Origin of the sequence: Nocardia farcinica, assembly GCF_029867845.1 — a bacterium.
GTDB lineage: Bacteria > Actinomycetota > Actinomycetes > Mycobacteriales > Mycobacteriaceae > Nocardia > Nocardia farcinica_A.
In genome coordinates, this window is the sequence record NZ_JARWRU010000282.1 from 1 (window position 1) to 17320 (window position 17320).

A 17320-nucleotide genomic window follows, 5' to 3' on the forward strand; every position below is an offset into this window, starting at 1 on the left:
TGTCTTGCCCCCCTTTTTCGTCGCCGCCGGTGTGTGGGGCGCGTCTGGGGGCGCCCAAACCCCCCCCGGGCGCCCCCCCGGGGGGGGGCCGCCCGCCGTTGTGTTCCTGCGGTCGCCCGCCGCGACCGCCGTCGCGTGCGGGCGGACCTGTCGCGTGTGAGCGGACCCTGTCGAGCGTTGGGGTCAGCGGCCGATCGCGGCGGCCATGACACGCACCGCGGAGACCAGTCCGTCGATCAGCTTGCCCTGCCGGATCGAGCTCAGCGCGGCGGTGACGCCGAGCTGGCAGACGCGATCGTTGGCGCGGTCGGCGATCTCGTGGCCGGAGCGGACCTCGATCACCTTGTCGTTGGGCGAGACGGCGATGAGCACCGAGCGGGACGCGTCCGGGGTGGTCGCGAACAGCTCGTCGACCGCGGCGGCCGGATCGCCGGCGAGGTCGCCGATGTAGATGGTGAAGCGCACCTTGGTGGCGCGGGTCGCCTCGATCAGCGCGTTGTCGACCGCGAGGCGCTCGTCATCGCTGAAGGGCGCCTCGATGAACACCGCGCCCGACTCGTGCACGCCGGAGACCCGGCCGCTGCTGGTGAGGGCGTATCCGTGCGGAAGGTCGGCCTCGACCACCGCGGGCCACTTAGAACTTGCCACTTGCCCGGCCTCCGATCAGCTCCTGGGCGGATTCGATAGCCGCATGACTGCCATGCGGTGCGGCGCCGTGGTGACCGCTGCCGATCACCTCGTCGGTGGCACTCCACAGCACCGGCTCGTGCGTCCACTTCTGGCCGAGCTCGAAGTGGACCGGCTTCTCACCGGGCAGCGGCTTACCGAGATACGACAATCCGGCGATCGCCGCGTAGATCACCAGCGGGATGCCGACAAAGATCAGCACTGTCTCGAGAATGCTCACGGTTCAAAGGTAGACGATGCTGTGTAGTAGACGCGCGTCCGGTGGCTCTCCCGGCGCGTGTCCGGGTGGTTCAGACCAGCCAGACCGCGCTGTCCGGGGGCAGCATCGCGCCGGTCAGCGGGCCGCTGGCCAGCAACACCTCGCCCGCGGGCAGCTCGGCGGGCGCGGCGCCGGTGTTGAGCGCGCAGACCAGTCCGCCCTCCCGGCGGAAGGCCACCACCCCGGGCGCGGAGGGGAGCCATTCCAGGCCCTCGCCGGCGAATTCCGGGCGCTCGTGGCGCAGCGCGATGGCCGAGCGATAGAGCGCGAGGGTGGAATCGGGCCGTCGCCGCTGGGCGGCCACGGTCAGCTCCGCCCACTCCGGCGGGATGGGCAGCCAGGACTCCCGGCCCCGGGTGAAGCCGAACGGCGGGGCCTGCCCCTCCCAGGGGATCGGCACCCGGCAGCCGTCGCGGCCGCGCTCGGTGTGCCCGGAGCGTTCCCAGACCGGGTCCTGCAACACCTCGTCCGGCAGGTCGTCGACATTGGGCAGGCCGAGTTCGGCGCCGTTGTAGACGAACACCGGGCCTGGCAGCGCCAGCTCCAGCAGGAACATCGCCCGCGCCCGCGCGAGGCCGACCGCGCCGCCGCCGTAGCGGGTGACCTCGCGTTCGATGTCGTGGTTGGACAGCGTCCAGGTGGCGGGCGCGCCGACCTCGGCGACCGCGGCCAGCGAGTGCTCCACCGACTCGCGAACCGCCGCCGCCTCGAAGGGCGTCTCGGCGAGCCGGAAGTTGAACGCCAGATGCAGTTCGTCGGGACGCACGTACTCGCCGAACAGGATGTTGTCGTCGACCCACACCTCGCCGATGGCCACCGCGTGCGGGTACTCGTCGAGCACCTTGCGGATGCCGCGATGGATCTCGTGCACGCCGGGGTTGTTGAAACGGGGATCGCTGTCGTCGTGGATGAGCATCTTGGTGTTGACCTGCGCCAGGTCGGGCAGGCCATCGGGCTTGGCCATGCCGTGCGCCACATCGATGCGGAAGCCGTCGACGCCGCGATCGAGCCAGAACCGCAGGGTCTGCGCGAAGTCGGCGGCGACCTCGGGGTTGTCCCAGTTCAGGTCCGGCTGCTCGGGGGCGAAGATGTGCAGGTACCACTGGCCGGGGCGGCCGTCGGGCTCGGTGACGCGGGTCCAGGCCGGGCCGCCGAAGATGCTCGGCCAGTTGTTCGGCGGCAGTTCGCCCGCCGCGCCGCGGCCGTCGCGGAAGATGTAGCGGGCGCGCTCGGGGCTGCCGGGCGGGGCGGCCAGGGCGGCGGTGAACCACGGGTGCCGGTCGCTGGTGTGGTTGGGCACCAGATCCATGGTGACCCTGATGCCGCGGGCGTGCGCCTCGGCGAGCAGGGCGTCCATCGCGGCCATGCCGCCGAAGAGCGGGTCGATGTCGCGCGGGTCGGCCACGTCGTAGCCGCCGTCGGCCATCGGCGAGCGCATCACCGGGCTGATCCACAGCGCGTCGACGCCGAGGTCGGCGAGATGGTCCAGGCGCTCGCGCACGCCGCCCAGATCACCGACGCCGTCGTCGCCGGAATCGGCGAACGAGCGGGGATAGACCTGGTAGAAGACCGCCGAGCGCCACCAGTCGCGGTCGCTGGCGGCGGGGCCCGGCCTGCCGGGCGTTGACGTCACGGGGTCGCTGGTCACCGTGCCATGGTGCCGCATGGGCGTGGCCCGCGCGCGCCGGACGGTCACGCGCCGGACGCGACGGCGGCCGGGCTCATCTCGGTGATCGGGCCACAGCGCGCAGCGGGCTCATTGCCACAGCGCGCAGCGGGCTCAGAACGGCGAGTTCATCAGCGAGTTGGCGGCCATCTCGAAGTAGTCCATCAGCGCCTTGCGGTGCTCGTCGTCGAGCACCTCCGGCTCGATCTCGGCGACCGCGATGCGCATGCAGCGCAGCCAGGCGTCGCGTTGCAGCGGACCCACCGTGAACGGCATGTGCCGCATCCGCAGGCGCGGGTGGCCGCGCTCGTCGGAGTAGGTGCGCGGGCCGCCCCAGTACTGCTCGAGGAACAGCCGCAGGCGCCGTTCGGCGGGACCGAGATCCTCCTCCGGGTAGAGCGGCCGCAGGATCTCGTCGGCGGCCACCTCGCGGTAGAACACCGCGACCAGCCGGCGGAAGGTCTCCGCACCGCCGACCGCCTCGTAGAACGAGGTCGCCGTCTGTTCGCCGGAACTCATCGGGTCCTTTCCATCGCTCGTCTGGCCGCGTCCCCGCCGGCCCTGTCCCATTGTGCCCGCGTCGGGGGTACGGTGGCGGGCGCAGGGCGGCGCACAGGTCGCGAGCAGGCCGCGCTTCGACGGCAGTTCACCGAACATTGTTCGAAATCACCGTGCAAACGCCCTGCGTTCATGGTCAGATTGTTGGCAGTCTTTCCACCTCGAGTTGACCGAATCGGGGTCACCGAAATGAAGCAGCGGCACGGCCGATCACCGGAGGCCAGGACTCACCGACAACTGAAGCCCGCCGACGTCCACAATCGTGGGTCGGGGGCTACTCCGCTGCACATCCTGTCCGACTGTCATCCGGGGAATTCCTCTCCCGCCGAGGCCGCCCGCCGTGCCGAACACGGCCATCTCGTCCCGGTGCCCGACGGCGCCGAATCCCTCTCCCTCAACTGGTCCAAGCGCCGGGTGCTGCTGCTCAACGCCACCTACGAGCCGCTGACCGCGCTGTCGGCCCGCCGCGCGATCGTCCTGCTGGTCTGCGACAAGGCCGACACCGTCCACCACGATCCCGCGGGCTCGATCGTGCACTCGGCGGGCGGCGAACTCACCGTGCCCTCGGTGATCCGCCTGCGCACCTACGTCCGCGTCCCCTATCGCGCGCGGGTGCCGATGACCCGTGCCGCGCTCATGCACCGCGACCGCTATCGCTGCGGCTACTGCGGCGGCAAGGCCGAGACCATCGACCATGTGGTCCCCCGCAGCCGAGGTGGCGAGCACAGCTGGGAGAACTGCGTCGCCAGCTGCGCGCCGTGCAACCACCGCAAGGCCGACAAGCTGCTCAGCGAGCTGGGCTGGACGCTGCGGCATCCGCTGGTCTCGCCGAAGGGCCCGCACTGGCGGTTGCTGTCCACCACCGCCGAACTCGACCCGGTGTGGTTGCAGTATCTCGGCGAGGGCGCGGCCTGACGTCCCGGGGCTGTCAGGGGGTCTCGACAATCAGGGTCGCCCACGTCCCCGGTTCCAGCGCCTCGAAGACGTGCCCGGCGTCGCCCGGGTAGGAGATGTAGTCGCCCGGTCCGAGTTCGACCGGTTCCCCGGACGGCCCGGCCAGCGCACGGCCCGCTGCGAGCAGGATGTGCTCGACCACCCCCGGGGTGTGCGGCTGGGAGACGCGCGCGCGGCCCGGTTCGGCGGTGATGCGGTAGACGTCGCGTCTGGCGGTCGCCGCGCCCGCGCTGAGCAGGGTGGCGCGATAGTCGGAGCGTTCGGCGGCGACCACAGGGCCCTCCCCCGCCCTGATCACCCGCACGGCCGGGCGCGGCGGGTCGAGCAGCTGGGAGAACGGCATGTCCAGGGCGACGCACAGCGCCCACAGCGTCTCCAGGCTCGGGTTGCCGTTGCCCGATTCCAATTGCGATAGCGTGGATTTGGCGATGCCCGCGCGTTGGGCGACCTCGCTCAGCGACAGGCCGGCGCGCGCCCGCTCGCGCCGCAGCGATGCCGCGATGACCGTCAGCGGCGCACCCGCGGTGTCGCCGGACCGCGCCACCGCCGAGGCGCCGGACGCACCGGCCTGCTCCGATTCGCTGCGGGTCACCGCTGTCCTCCCGATCGCCGAAATCCGCCGCCGTGCGCGGCACGCCACCCGAACGCGTCAACGATCACACATCACCGGCCCCGCCGGGCGAGCGGCCGGACCGGCATTTGACCGAACCCGACCGGGTGTTCATCATAAAATACATGCGTTCGATATGGCGAACACTCGACCGGGAGACCGCGCTCGGCGTCGGCGCGGTGTGCCTTGCGGTCGGCGTCATCGGCGTCTCCTACGGCGCCACCGCCGTGGCCCAGGGATTCCCCGGCTGGCTGCCGGTCGTGCTCGGCACCGTGGTGCTCGCGGGCGGGGCCGAGTTCCTGTTCCTCGGCATCCTCGCCGCCGGCGGCAGCCCGATCGCGGCCGTGCTGGCCGGACTGCTGGTCAACGCCAGGCACCTGCCCTACGGCCTGTCCATCCCGGACGCGGTCGGCACCGGAGCACGCAGGCTGCTCGGCGTGCACGTCATGAACGACGAGGCGGTGGCCATGGCACTGGCCGAGTCCGACCGCACCCGCCGCACCGCGGTCTACTGGGCCTGCGGCCTCGGCGTGCTCGCGGTCTGGCCGCTCGGCGCGGCCACCGGCGCGCTGCTGGGCACCCTGGTCCCCGACACCGCCGCGCTCGGCCTCGACGCGGTGTTCCCCGCCGTGCTGCTCACCCTGGTGTTGCCCGCCCTGCGCGACCGCGCCACCTTCGGGGCGGTCGCCCTCGGCACCGCCGTCGCCCTGCTCGGTTCGCCCTTCCTGCCCGCCGGCCTGCCGGTGCTGCTCGCGCTCACCGGGCTCGGCTACGCCTCCTGGCGCCTGCACCGCGACGCCGTCCACGCCGCCGGAACCCCCGCGCGGGAGCCGTCGTGACAGTCGCCGCGGGCGTGCTCGCCCTCGCCGTCGGCACCTACGCCTTCCGCTGGGCGGGCCCGGCGCTGCGCAGCCGGGCCCGCTTCCCCCACCACGCCCGCCGCCTGCTGGAGATCGGCGCGGTCGTGCTGCTCGCCGCCCTGGCCGCGGTCACCACCCTGCCGCTGGGCACCGGGGAGATGGGCGTCGCCATGCCCGCCGGGGTGGCCGTCGCCTGCGTGCTCGCCTGGCGGCGCAGCCCGCTGCTGGTCGTCGTGCTCGCCGCGGCGGGAACGACCGCCCTGCTGCGCCTGACCGGCCTGCCCTGACCCTGCCGCTTCGACCAGACGCCGGCCGGGGAACAGACCTCAGTTCGGGAAGATCGGGAAGCCGCCCCCGCGCCGCCGCGCCACCGACCCGTAGCGGGCGTCGATGCGCAACCACGAGGCGGTGGCCCTGACCCGGACGATCTCGGTCGCGTCGATGCGGTGCGCCTCGGCGCGCTCGCCGGAGTGCGGGATGAAGTCCATGGCGGTCAGCGCGAAGACCACCCGCATCGGCACCTCGACCCGGTCCTCGCCCGCGGAGACGGTCAGCACCGTCTGGTCGAGCAGCCCCGAGGGCGGGCCGTGCCTGCCGCCGTGTTCCTTCGCCAGGGCCGCGCCGCGCTCGGACAGTCGCACGAGAGTGCGGGCGGGCACGTCGTCGAGGTGGACGAAGCCGTCGGCGGGCGGCAGCGCGCCGCGCCAGGCCGAGTCCATGGAGTAGCCGAGGTCGATCGGCCCGGCGGCGCGCAGGCCGGCCTGCACCAGATCGGCCCCCACGGTCGTGTCCTCGACGCCGAGCACGCCCTCGACGGTGCGCGTGGCCAGCGTCTCGAAACCGGTGCTCACCCAGGCCGAGACGTGCCTCGGCCCGCGACGGCGCAGACGCACCGCGGCGGCCTCGTCCTGGCGCAGGGCGCAGCCGAGGAAGGCGGACAGGTTGGCGCGTTCGCCGGGATCGGCGACGTCCAGCACCGACTGCCCGCTCACTTGTCCATCCACTCCGCCAGGTAGTCGCGCTCGGCCGGGGCGATCCGGCGCAGCCGCTGGGTCTTGATGTCGAAGGCCGCGATCTGGGTGGAGGCCACCACCGCGGGCGGCGAGTCGGGCGCGGCGGCCGCGGCCCGCACCTCGTAGCCGACGGTGAAGTCGACCGCGCGCAGCCGCTCGATCCACATGGCGATGTCGAGCGGGGTGTCCTCGTGGCGTAGCTGTTCGCGATAACGCACGTGCAGGTCCACCAGCACGCAGCCCTCCCGCAGCGGGGCGGTCGGCCGTCCGTCCTCGAACAGCCACGGGATGCGCGCCTCCTCCAGCAGGGTGACCATGCGGGCGTGGTTCACGTGCTGGAAGACGTCCATATCGGACCAGCGGATGTCGACCTTCGCGTGGAACCGCCGGGGCAGCAGCAGCGTGCTCCCGCTCGCGCGACCATTGCCGTTCGACGCACTCGTCACCGGTAACCTCCGTGATAGCCCGATTCCGGCCCGAACTGCGGACCGGGCCGGACTAGGCACACCAGGGTAGGCCAGCCGCACGCCCCGGTGCAGGTCCGGGGCGTGCGATTGTGAGATGTAACCGAGTGCGAACGGGCTGGTTCAGGACTGCGCGCCCACCCCGCTGACCATGCTGCGAACCTGGCGCGCGGCCACCGAGAGACCGGCCAGATCGTGCGCGCCGGTCTCGAAGATCTCCGCCAGCGCCGCCCGCGCGCGGCCCAGCCTCGACTGGTTCTTCGACTCCCAGTACTGGATCTTCTCGTCCGCGGTCTCCTCCGGGTCGCCCGCGGAGAGCACGTCCAGGGTCAGCGAGCGCAGCGAGGAGTACATGTCGTCGCGCACCGCCAGCCTGGCCAGCGCGTGCCAACGGTCGCCGCGCTCGAGATCGGAGATGGCCGCCAGCAGCCAGTCGATCTTCAGGTGGTCGTTGAGCGCGTAGTACATCGCGCCGACCTCGTCGCCGTCGCGGTCGGTGATGTCGGCGATGTCGAGAATGTCCAGCAGCGGGAACTGGTTGAGCAGGCCGAAGACCTCCACCGCCAGTTCCCTCGGCGCCCCGCGCCCGACCAGTTCCTCGGCCTGCTCGGTGATGCTCAGCAGGTGGTGTCCGCGCAGCCAGCCCGGCACCTTCGGCGCGAGCGCGCGCACGCCCTCACGGTAGCGGTTGATCTCCGCGCCGACGGCCAGCGGCTGCGGGCGGTTGTTGAGCAGCCAGCGCGAGGCCCGGTCCATGGTGCGTTTGGTCTCGAACTCCAGCTCGTCGCGCACCGCGACCGGAATGTCGGCGGTGCGGATGCGCTCCCACACCTCGCCGAGGCCGAAGATCTCCCTGGCCGCGGTGAAGGCGCGCACCGCGTCGGTGGCCGAGGCCCCGCACTCCTCGGCCAGCCGGAAGGCGTAGCTGATGCCGCCGTGGTCGACCATCTCGTTGACCAGCACGGTGGTCACGATCTCCCGGCGCAGCCGGTGCCGCTTGACGGCCGCGCCGAAACGCTCGCGCAGCGGGCGCGGGAAGTACTCGGGCAGCCGCGCGGCGAAGAAGGCCTGATCGGGCAGATCGGAGTCGAGCAGATCGGCCTTGAGCGAGAGTTTGACATGGGCCATGAGCGTGGCCAGTTCGGGCGAGACCAGCCCCTCCCCCGCCTCGGCGCGCCTGGCCAGCTCCGCCGCCGAGGGCAACGCCTCCAGCTCCCGGTCGAGGCCGCGCCGCTCCTCCAGGTCGGTGATCAGCCGGGCGCACACATTGGTCATGCGCGGCGCCTCGAAACGCGACAGACCCATCAGGAAGTTCTGGGAGACGTTGTCGCGCAACACCATCTCGGCGACCTCGTCGGTCATCGAGGCCAGCAGCCGGTTGCGCTCGGCCGCGGGCAGCTCGCCCGAGCTGACCACGCCGTCGAGCAGCACCTTGATGTTGACCTCGTGATCGGAGCAGTCGACGCCGGCGGAGTTGTCGAGCGCGTCGGTGTTGATCTTGCCGCCCGCGCGGCAGAACTCGATGCGCCCGCGCGCGGTCGCGCCCAGGTTGCCGCCCTCGCCGACCACCGCGACGCGCAGGTCCCTGCCGTCCACCCGGACCGCGTCGTTGGACTTGTCGCCGACCTCGGCGTTGGTCTCGGTGGAGGCCTTGATGTAGGTGCCGATGCCACCGTTCCACAGCAACTGCACCGGGGCGCGCAGGATGGCGCGCACCAGCTCGGGCGGAGCCAGCGAGGTCACGCTGTCGGGCAGGCCGAGCGCGGCGCGCGCCTGCGGGCTGATCGGCACCGCCTTGACCGTGCGATCCCACACCCCGCCGCCCGCGCTGATCAGCGAGCGGTCGTAGTCGGCCCAGCTGGACCGGGGCAGGTCGAACAGCCTGCGCCGCTCCCGGTAGGAGGTGGCCGCGTCGGGATCGGGGTCGAGGAAGATGTGCCGGTGGTCGAAGGCGGCCACCAGACGGATGTGCTCGCTGAGCAGCATGCCGTTGCCGAACACGTCGCCGCTCATGTCGCCGATGCCGACGACGGTGAAGTCCTCGCGCTGGGTGTCGATGCCCATCTCGGCGAAGTGCCGCTTGACGCTCTCCCAGGCGCCGCGCGCGGTGATGCCCATCGCCTTGTGGTCGTAGCCCGCCGAGCCGCCGGAGGCGAAGGCGTCGCCGAGCCAGAAGCCGTAGTCGAGCGCCACCTCGTTGGCGATGTCGGAGAAGCTGGCCGTGCCCTTGTCGGCGGCGACCACCAGGTAGGTGTCGTCGCCGTCGTGGCGGACCACGCCCGGGGCCGGCGCCCCCGCGCCGGTGGCCAGGTCGACGTTGTCGGTCAGGTCGAGCAGGCCGGAGATGAAGGTGCGATAGCAGCGCACCCCCTCGGCGGTCAGCGCCTGCCGGTCGGCGGCCGCGTCACCGGTGGCCTGCGGTGGCTTCTTCACCACGAAGCCCCCCTTGGCGCCGACCGGCACGATCACCGCGTTCTTGACCGCCTGCGCCTTCACCAGGCCGAGGACCTCGGTGCGGAAATCCTCCAGCCGGTCCGACCAGCGCAGGCCGCCGCGCGCCACCGCGCCGAAACGCAGATGCACGCCCTCCACCCGGGGCGAGTAGACGAAGATCTCGAAGCGCGGCTTCGGTTTGGGCAGTTCGGCGATCTCGCGCGGCTCCAGCTTCACCGAGATGTGTTCGCGCACCGCACCATCGGCGTCGGTGGTGTAGAAGTTGGTGCGCAGGGTGGCCTTGATCAGCCCGAGCATGGCGCGCAGGATGCGGTCGGCGTCCAGGCTGACCACCTGGTCGATGCGCCTGCCCAGCTCGGCCAGGCATTCGGTGGCGCGCTCGGCCGAGCAGCCCTCGGGATCGAAGCGCGCGGCGAACAGTTCCACCAGCAGGGCGGCGATGTGCGGATGCGCCTGCAGCACGCGGGCGATATTGGTCTGGGAGTACGGGAATCCGGCCTGCTGGAGGTATTTCGCGTAGGTGCGCAGCACGGCGACCGAGCGCCACGGCAGCCGCGCCCGCAGCACCAGCTCGTTGAGGCCGTCGGCCTCGGCCCGGCCGTGCCACATGGCCTCCACCGCGTCGACGAAGCGCTGCCGCAGTCCGCTGCTCTCGCCGGTCTCCAGCAGTTCGGCGTCCAGGTCGTGGTCGAGCGCGCCGCGCAGCAGGTCGGGGCGGGCCAGCACGCCGAAGTCGTAGATCCACCGCTGCGGCTCGACCCGCACCTGGTACGGCCGCTCGTCGACGACCTCGACACCGAGGCTCTGGAGCACGGGGAGCACCTGGCTCAGCGAGATGGCCTCGCCGCACACCGACAGCGAGAACCGCCACGCGCCGGGCGCGGCGTCGGGCTGCCGGTACAGGTGCTGGTCGATCTCGCCCTCGCGCAGCCGCTGCAGCCTGGCGATGTCGCGCAGCGCCCGGCCGGGGGCGAAGTCCTGCTTGTAGGACTCCGGGAAGGCGGTCGAATAGGCCTGCACCACACCGGGATCCAGCGTGGGCGCCGAGCTCCTCGCCAGGTCGATCAGATTGTCGGCCCAGGTGCGGCTGGCCGCGGACAGCAGGCTCTCGACGCGTCTGCGGTTGTCGTCGGAGGTGCGGGCAAGGATGGCCGCGCGATCGGGCCCGCCGGACTCCGCGCCCGGCATCTTGACCGTGAAATACACACTCGCCAGGTCGCTTTCGCTGACCCGCGCGGAGTAGTCGATGCCCTCGCCGCCCAGCTCGCGCACCAGGATGTCCTGCATGGTCAGGCGCACGTGGGTGGTGTAGCGGTCGCGCGGCAGGTACACCAGGCAGGCCACGAACCTGCCGTGGGTGTCCGCGCGCAGGAACAGCCGGACCTGGCGGCGCAGACCGACGTTCAGCACGGCCTCGGCGGTGCGGCGCATGGTCTCGGCGTCGGAGGAGAACAGCTCGGTGCGCGGGAAGGACTGGATGACCTCGAGCATCGCCTGCCCGGAGTAGGACTCCAGCTCGAAGCCGCTGCGCTCGATCGCGCTGCGCACCCGCTTGCGGACCACCGGGATGTCGAGCACGTTCTCGTGCACCGCGGTCACGGTGAACACGCCGATGAACAGATGCTCGCCCACCACCTCGCCCGTGGCGTCCACATCGGCGACGCCGACGAAGTAGGGATACACCGGGCGGTGCACGGTGGCGGTGACCAGGCCCTGGGTCAGCCGCAGCAGCGGGCGGTCGGGGCCGTCGGCGGGCACCTTGAAGTCGGTGCCGACGCCGGGGCGGAGCACGCCGAGGCAGGTCTCGTCGAGCAGGTCGCTCACGCTGTGGTCACCGGCGTCGCGCAGCCGGTAGCGCGCGTAGCCGAGCACCGAGAAGTAGCCGTCGGCCAGCCAGCGCAGCAGCGCCGCGGTCTCCCGCGACTCCTCCGGCGGGTACGGGCCACGGCCCGCCTCGGCGCGGCGCTCCAGCTCGTCCGCCAGCGCGCTCTGCGCCCGCTCCATGGCGCCGCGGTCGTCGATCACCCGGCGCACATCGGCGATCACGTTGCCGAGGGTGTCGGCCAGCCGGTCGAGCTTGGCCGGCCCGGTGGCCGGGTCGAGCTGCACATGGATCCACGATTCGCGCCGCCCGCTCGCGGCGGATCTGCGGTCGACCTCGTGCGCGGCGGCGGCGAGCAACCGGCCGTCGGCGTCGCGTTCGACTTCGAAGATGGGGTGGATGACGTCGATGATCCGCGCCTCGGCCCGGCTGACGGCGGCGGTGATGGAGTCGACGAGCAACGGCATGTCGTCGGTGACCACCTGCACGGCCGCGCCGACCCCGCTGCCGTCCTCGGGGTGGTGGACCCGGATCAGCGGGCTGCCCGCCACGCGCCTGGCCGCCAGCTCCAGGTGCCGCCGGAAGATCTGCGACACGCCGGTGACCTCGCTGTCCACATCGTCCGCGTCGACGTGGCGGAAGTACGCCCGCTCGAGATTTGCCAGCCCTTCGCGCAGCGACGGCGGCAAACTCGCGGCCCAAGCCGCACCGGACAATTCGGACGAGACCGTCATGTTTTTTCGCCAACTCCCTCGGATCGGATTTCCGCAACAAAGTGACGCAGTCCGAAGGGTAGCTGTGCCGCACGCGCACGGCAGCCGATTGCGCCCCGGCAACCGAATCGCCGGGTTCGCGGGCTCGTGGCACAGCCGCCGAACGGACCCGGGGTCACCTCACGTCGACGCGGACGTGAGGAGGAGGGCCGGGGCACCGGAACGCGCCTGCGCATGCACGCGGCCCACCATAGCCACTTCTGTGCTCGATTGTGTTGTACACGCGAAAAAGAAAGGGGGCGAGACGATTCTGTCGTCTCACCCCCTTCGCGGGAGTCACGCCGGAGCGGCCGCGCGGCGACGGTGCACCGTCCAGCGGGCACCGCCCCGCGCTCAGTCGCGGGTCAGCTTGCGGTGGGTCACCCGGTGCGGGCGAGCCGCCTCGGGGCCGAGCCGCTCGACCTTGTTGGCCTCGTATGCCTCGAAGTTGCCCTCGAACCAGAACCACTTGGCCGGATTGTCCTCGGTGCCCTCCCAGGCGAGGATGTGGGTGCAGGTGCGGTCGAGGAACCAGCGGTCGTGGGAGATGACCACGGCGCAGCCGGGGAAGTTCTCCAGCGCGTTCTCCAGCGAACCCAGCGTCTCGACGTCGAGGTCGTTGGTCGGCTCGTCGAGCAGGATCAGGTTGCCGCCCTGCTTGAGGGTCAGCGCCAGGTTCAGCCGGTTGCGCTCACCACCGGAGAGCACGCCCGCGGGCTTCTGCTGATCCGGGCCCTTGAAACCGAACGCGGAAACGTAAGCGCGCGAGGGCATCTCCTGCTGGCCGACCTCGATGTAGTCCAGGCCGTCGGAGACGACCTGCCAGACCGTCTTGTCCGGGTCGATGCCCGCGCGGTTCTGGTCGACGTAGCTGAGCTTGACCGTCTCACCGATCCGCACCGTGCCGCTGTCGGGCTGTTCGAGGCCGACGATGGTCTTGAACAGCGTGGACTTGCCGACGCCGTTGGGGCCGATCACGCCGACGATGCCGTTGCGCGGCAGGGTGAACGACAGGTCCTTGATGAGCTGGCGGTCGCCGAAGCCCTTGTCCAGGTGCTCCACCTCGACCACCACGTTGCCCAGGCGCGGGCCGGCGGGGATCTGGATCTCCTCGAAGTCGAGCTTGCGCATCTTCTCCGCCTCGGCCGCCATCTCCTCGTAGCGACCCAGACGCGCCTTGTTCTTGGCCTGGCGGGCCTTGGCGCCGGAGCGGACCCAGGCCAGCTCTTCCTTGAGCCGCTTCTGCAGCTTCTGGTCCTTCTTGCCCTGCACCTCGAGGCGCTCGGCCTTCTTCTCCAGGTAGGTGGAGTAGTTGCCCTCGTAGGGGTAGGCCCGGCCGCGATCGAGCTCGAGGATCCAGCCCGCGACATTGTCGAGGAAGTAGCGGTCGTGGGTGACCGCGAGCACGGCGCCGGGGTACTGGGCGAGGTGCTGCTCGAGCCAGAGCACCGACTCGGCGTCGAGGTGGTTGGTCGGCTCGTCGAGCAGCAGCAGGTCGGGCTTGCTCAGCAGCAGCTTGCACAGCGCGACGCGGCGGCGCTCACCACCGGAGAGATTGGTGACCGGCTCGTCCGGCGGCGGGCAGCGCAGCGCGTCCATCGCCTGCTCGAGCTGGGAATCCACATCCCAGGCGTCGGCGTGATCGAGGTACTCCTGCAACTTGCCCATCTCGTCCATGAGCTCGTCGGAGTAGTCGGTGGCCATGAGTTCGGCGATCTCGTTGAAGCGGTCGAGCTTGACCTTGACCTCGCCGAGGCCCTCCTCGACGTTGCCACGGACGGTCTTCTCCTCGTTCAACGGCGGCTCCTGCTGCAGGATGCCCACCGTGGCGCCGGGAGCGAGGAACGCCTCACCGTTGTTCGGCTGGTCCAGTCCGGCCATGATCTTCAGGACGCTGGACTTGCCCGCGCCGTTCGGACCGACGACGCCGATCTTGGCGCCGGGAAGGAAGTTCAGCGTGACATCGTCGAGCACGACTTTGTCGCCGTGGGCCTTCCGAACCTTCTTCATCTGATAAATGAACTCAGCCATATGCGCAAGCCTATCGGTCAGGGAACAGGGGAGAGAAAGTAGCGCGGGGCGTCACAGTCCGGTCGCGTCGGTGTTCGCCCCGCAGAGCACCACGACCGGCCGTTCGCCGCCGGCCGGGATGTAGGCGCCGCTCTGCACGGCGGCCAGCGCGGCCGCACCCGCCGGTTCCACCACGATACGGAACTCGCGCCACAGGTACTCGCGCGCGGTCGCGATCGCGTCGTCGGTGACCAGCAGCGCCGGCACGTCGTAGCGGCGGGCCAGCCGCAGCGCCAGCTCGCCCACCCGGCTCGCACCCAGCGGGTCGATCCCGGCAGGGGCGGGCCCGACCTCCACCGGCTCGTCGGCGGTCAGCGCGGCGTGCAAGGCGGGCATGCTCACCGATTCCACCCCGATCACCCGCTGCCTGCGCCCGTAGGCGGCGGCCAGCCCGGCCACCAGGGCGCCGCCGCCCACCGCCGCCAGCACCGGTGGTCTGCCGCGCACCTGCTCCTCGAGCTCGAGGCCCAGCACGCCGGAGCCCGCGACCAGATCGGACTGGTCGTAGGCGTGCAGCAGCAGCGCCGAGCGCTCGACGGCCAGCTCGGCCGCGTGCCGCTCGGCCTCGGCGAAGGTGGTGCCCGACCAGAGCACCTCAGCGCCGTGCGACCACATGGCCGCCACCTTGGTGTGCGCGGCCGACTCCGGCACCACCACCGTGCAGGTCTTGCCGAGCCAGGCCGCGACCAGCGCGACCGCGATCCCGGAATTGCCCGTCGACGCCAGCACCACGTGCTCGACGTCCCCCGCGGTGAGCAGGGCGTTCAACGCGCCTCGTACCTTGAACGTGCCCGCGTGCTGGAGATATTCCAGCTTGAGGGTGACCGGGACCGGCCCGTCCGGGCCCGCCACGGTGGTGTGCAGGACCGGGGTCCGCCTGATCCGGCCCGCGGTCGCGCGCCGGGCGGCGCGAACATCGGCGCGCAGCGGTCTGCGCGGGCCGCCGTGGGCGGCCGAGGGGTCGAGCTCGGTCAAGAATTCCCCTCGCGGTCACCCGGTCGTTCGTCGGCGGTCCCGGCGTCCCCCGTGCCGGAGGCGGTCTTCGCACCGGACGCTGTCTTCGCACCGGACACGGTCTTCGCCGGGGCTTCGACGGCGGCCGCCGTCCCCGGCCGCCCGCCCCCGTCGCGCCGGGCGAGTTCGGCGTACATGGCGTTGTAGGCGGCCAGCTCCGCGTCGTCGTCGCGCTCGGCGGCGCGGTCGTAGCGCTTGGCCGCGCGCTCGTCGCTGCGCGACCATTGGATCAGCAGCGCGAGCATGACCACCACCAGCGGCACCTCACCGCTGGCCCAGGCAAGGCTGCCGCCGGTGCGCTGGTCGCCGAGCAGGTCGGTGTGCCAGTCCAGGCCGAGGCCGCGGAAGAACCAGCCGCCCATGACCGTGGACATGCTCATCAGCGCGACGCCGAAGAAGGCGTGGAAGGGCAGCGACCCGAAGACCATGCCCAGCTTGGTCAACGGCTCCACCTGGCGCGGCTTGGGGTCGATGCCGATCACCACCCAGTAGAACAGGTAGCCGCTGATCAGGAAGTGCAGGTTCATGAACAGGTGGGCGGCGTGCGAGTCCACGATCGAGTCGTAGATGCCGCCCATGTACAGCGCGTAGAAGCCGACGACGAAGATCACCGAGGCCACGATCGGCTGGGTCAGGAACCGCGCGACCGGGTTGTGCACCGCCGTCAGGATCCACTCACGCGGCCCGGGCGGGGCGTTGCGCCCGGCGGGCGGCAGCGCCCGCAGCGCCAGGGTGACCGCGCCGCCGAGGGCGAACAGGATCGGCGCGAGCATCGACAGCGCCATGTGCTGCATCATGTGCACGCTGAACATGGCGGGCGCGTACCGGCCGATGCCGGAGGAGGTCGTCACCAGCAGCAGCGCGCAGGCCGACAGCCAGGCGATGGTGCGTCCGACCGGCCAGGCGTCGCCTCGGCTGCGCAGCCGGTACACGCCGAGCAGATACAGCACGGCCGCCACGATCGCGATCGTCCCGAAGATCAGGTCGAAGCGCCAGTCGAACAGCAGCCGCGCCAGGGTGGGCGGGCCGGCCAGGTCGTAGCCCAGTTCCAGTTCGGCCGGGGTCGGCACCGAGGTGGGCGGCGGGGGCGGGGTGCGGCCGAGGCCGACCGCCAGGCCCATGGTGGCCGCGAAGATCAGCACCTCGACACCGGCGAAACGCACCAGAGCGCCGCGGTCCTGCGGGTTCGCCTCGAGGGCGGGCAACGCGGCCCTGCGCTGGAACCAGCCGAGCACGCCGAGCGCCACCAGCGCGGCCGCCTTCACCAGGATCAGCCGCCCGTAGGTGCTGGTGAACAGCTCCGACAGCGGCAGCCGCACCCAGGAGTTGATCACACCGCTGAGCGCGACGACGACGAAGGCGATGGTGGCGGTGAAGGAGAATCGGCGCGCGGCCAGGCCGGTGAACACCCCGCCGCGCAGCGCGTAGGCCAGGACCGCGAACAGTCCGCCCACCCAGATCGCGACCGCGACCAGGTGCAGGATCAGGCTGTTGGTGGCCACGTCGTGGGAGCCCCCGGACGACGAGTGCCCGGTCAGGGCCAGCGGCATCATGGTCAGGATCGACCCGCCGAACAGGATCGGCGTCCACCCCCAGCGCAGCGCCAGCCGGGCCCCGATCGCCACGATCAGCGCGAAGACCACCGTGGTGCGCCAGGCCTGCGCGACGTCGATCAGGCCGATCACCCGCCACAGGTCCTCCGGCCGCCAGATCTCCGCGACCGGCTTGCCGGTGGTGTCGGAGACCGTCAGCGGCACCAGCAGCGCCGCGCAGCAGGCCCACACCAGCGCGAAGTTCGACGCCATCCGCACGGCGCGGTAGCCGCCGACGTCGAGCAGCCCGTTGCCCTGCGGCGGGACGAGGAAGGCGGCGAAGAACAGCGAGCCGACGGTCAGCGCCGCGGCCAGATCGGCCAGCGAGCGGACCGCGGGCAGCCCGTAGGTGGTGAGCGCCCCTGGGTCGGGAATGCCGAGCAGGCTCAGCGCCTGCGACGCGGAGAACCCGACGACCACGGCCGCCGTCACCGCGGCCAGCGCCCCGGACACCGCCGTCACGGCGGTGAATCGGCCCGCCGCCGCGCGCGTGGTGTCCCGCGCGGCGGTGGTCTCGGCCGGCTTCGGGGATGACGACATACGAC

14 protein-coding genes are annotated in these 17320 nt (G+C 71.6%); 3 read left to right on the forward strand and 11 right to left on the reverse strand.

Annotated elements, in window-relative coordinates; genetic code table 11:
* Positions 1-183: 183 nt before the first annotated feature.
* From QH283_RS05890 to QH283_RS05905, 4 genes are all read right to left on the reverse strand, one after another.
* Positions 184-648 carry a DUF5130 domain-containing protein gene (locus QH283_RS05890; RefSeq protein WP_280501998.1) on the reverse strand — a complete coding sequence of 155 codons (465 nt, stop codon included), beginning with the start codon at positions 646-648 and terminating at the stop codon, positions 184-186.
* Complete coding sequence (ctaJ, locus tag QH283_RS05895; RefSeq protein ID WP_280501999.1) at positions 635-907, reverse strand: aa3-type cytochrome oxidase subunit CtaJ; 273 nt, start codon at positions 905-907, stop codon at positions 635-637. Before ctaJ ends, QH283_RS05890 begins: the two co-directional genes overlap by 14 nt.
* Positions 908-977: 70 nt before the next feature.
* Positions 978-2612, reverse strand: coding sequence for a glycoside hydrolase family 13 protein (locus tag QH283_RS05900; protein ID WP_432420670.1), 1635 nt, complete (start codon positions 2610-2612; stop codon positions 978-980).
* A 114-nt stretch (positions 2613-2726) separates the two neighbouring features.
* On the reverse strand, positions 2727-3131 hold the full coding sequence (locus tag QH283_RS05905; protein ID WP_280502000.1) for a globin: 405 nt from the start codon (positions 3129-3131) through the stop codon (positions 2727-2729).
* Positions 3132-3359: 228 nt separating this feature from the next.
* On the opposite strand from QH283_RS05905, the gene QH283_RS05910 reads away from it, so the two are divergent.
* On the forward strand, positions 3360-4085 hold the full coding sequence (locus tag QH283_RS05910; protein ID WP_280502001.1) for an HNH endonuclease: 726 nt from the start codon (positions 3360-3362) through the stop codon (positions 4083-4085).
* A 13-nt stretch (positions 4086-4098) separates the two neighbouring features.
* Here QH283_RS05910 and QH283_RS05915 read toward each other — a convergent pair whose 3' ends face one another.
* Positions 4099-4668 carry a helix-turn-helix domain-containing protein gene (locus tag QH283_RS05915; RefSeq protein WP_414689541.1) on the reverse strand — a complete coding sequence of 190 codons (570 nt, stop codon included), beginning with the start codon at positions 4666-4668 and terminating at the stop codon, positions 4099-4101.
* 191 nt (positions 4669-4859) lie between these two features.
* On the opposite strand from QH283_RS05915, the gene QH283_RS05920 reads away from it, so the two are divergent.
* Positions 4860-5573, forward strand: a complete 714-nt coding sequence (locus QH283_RS05920; RefSeq protein ID WP_280502002.1) for an AzlC family ABC transporter permease — start codon at positions 4860-4862, stop codon at positions 5571-5573.
* A complete protein-coding gene (locus QH283_RS05925) occupies positions 5570-5881 on the forward strand; it encodes an AzlD domain-containing protein (RefSeq protein WP_280502003.1) in 312 nt (103 codons plus the stop codon). The genes QH283_RS05920 and QH283_RS05925 overlap by 4 nt, the downstream gene beginning before the upstream one ends.
* 39 nt (positions 5882-5920) lie before the next feature.
* On the opposite strand, the gene QH283_RS05930 is transcribed toward QH283_RS05925, so the two are convergent.
* From QH283_RS05930 to QH283_RS05955, 6 genes are all read right to left on the reverse strand, one after another.
* Entirely contained in the window at positions 5921-6586 is a 666-nt protein-coding gene (locus tag QH283_RS05930; RefSeq protein ID WP_280502004.1) for a hypothetical protein, read from the reverse strand.
* The gene (locus tag QH283_RS05935; RefSeq protein WP_324246463.1) at positions 6583-7008 is read right to left on the reverse strand and encodes an acyl-CoA thioesterase; all 426 of its coding nucleotides are present in this window, start codon (positions 7006-7008) and stop codon (positions 6583-6585) included. The genes QH283_RS05930 and QH283_RS05935 overlap by 4 nt, the downstream gene beginning before the upstream one ends.
* A 186-nt stretch (positions 7009-7194) precedes the next feature.
* Entirely contained in the window at positions 7195-12081 is a 4887-nt protein-coding gene (locus QH283_RS05940) for an NAD-glutamate dehydrogenase (RefSeq protein WP_280502005.1), read from the reverse strand.
* 372 nt (positions 12082-12453) lie between these two features.
* On the reverse strand, positions 12454-14130 hold the full coding sequence (gene ettA / locus QH283_RS05945; protein WP_280502006.1) for an energy-dependent translational throttle protein EttA: 1677 nt from the start codon (positions 14128-14130) through the stop codon (positions 12454-12456).
* 51 nt (positions 14131-14181) lie between these two features.
* The gene (locus QH283_RS05950) at positions 14182-15144 is read right to left on the reverse strand and encodes a serine/threonine dehydratase (RefSeq protein WP_280502007.1); all 963 of its coding nucleotides are present in this window, start codon (positions 15142-15144) and stop codon (positions 14182-14184) included.
* On the reverse strand, positions 15141-17315 hold the full coding sequence (locus tag QH283_RS05955; protein ID WP_280502011.1) for a cytochrome c oxidase assembly protein: 2175 nt from the start codon (positions 17313-17315) through the stop codon (positions 15141-15143). The genes QH283_RS05950 and QH283_RS05955 overlap by 4 nt, the downstream gene beginning before the upstream one ends.
* Positions 17316-17320 lie beyond the last annotated feature (5 nt).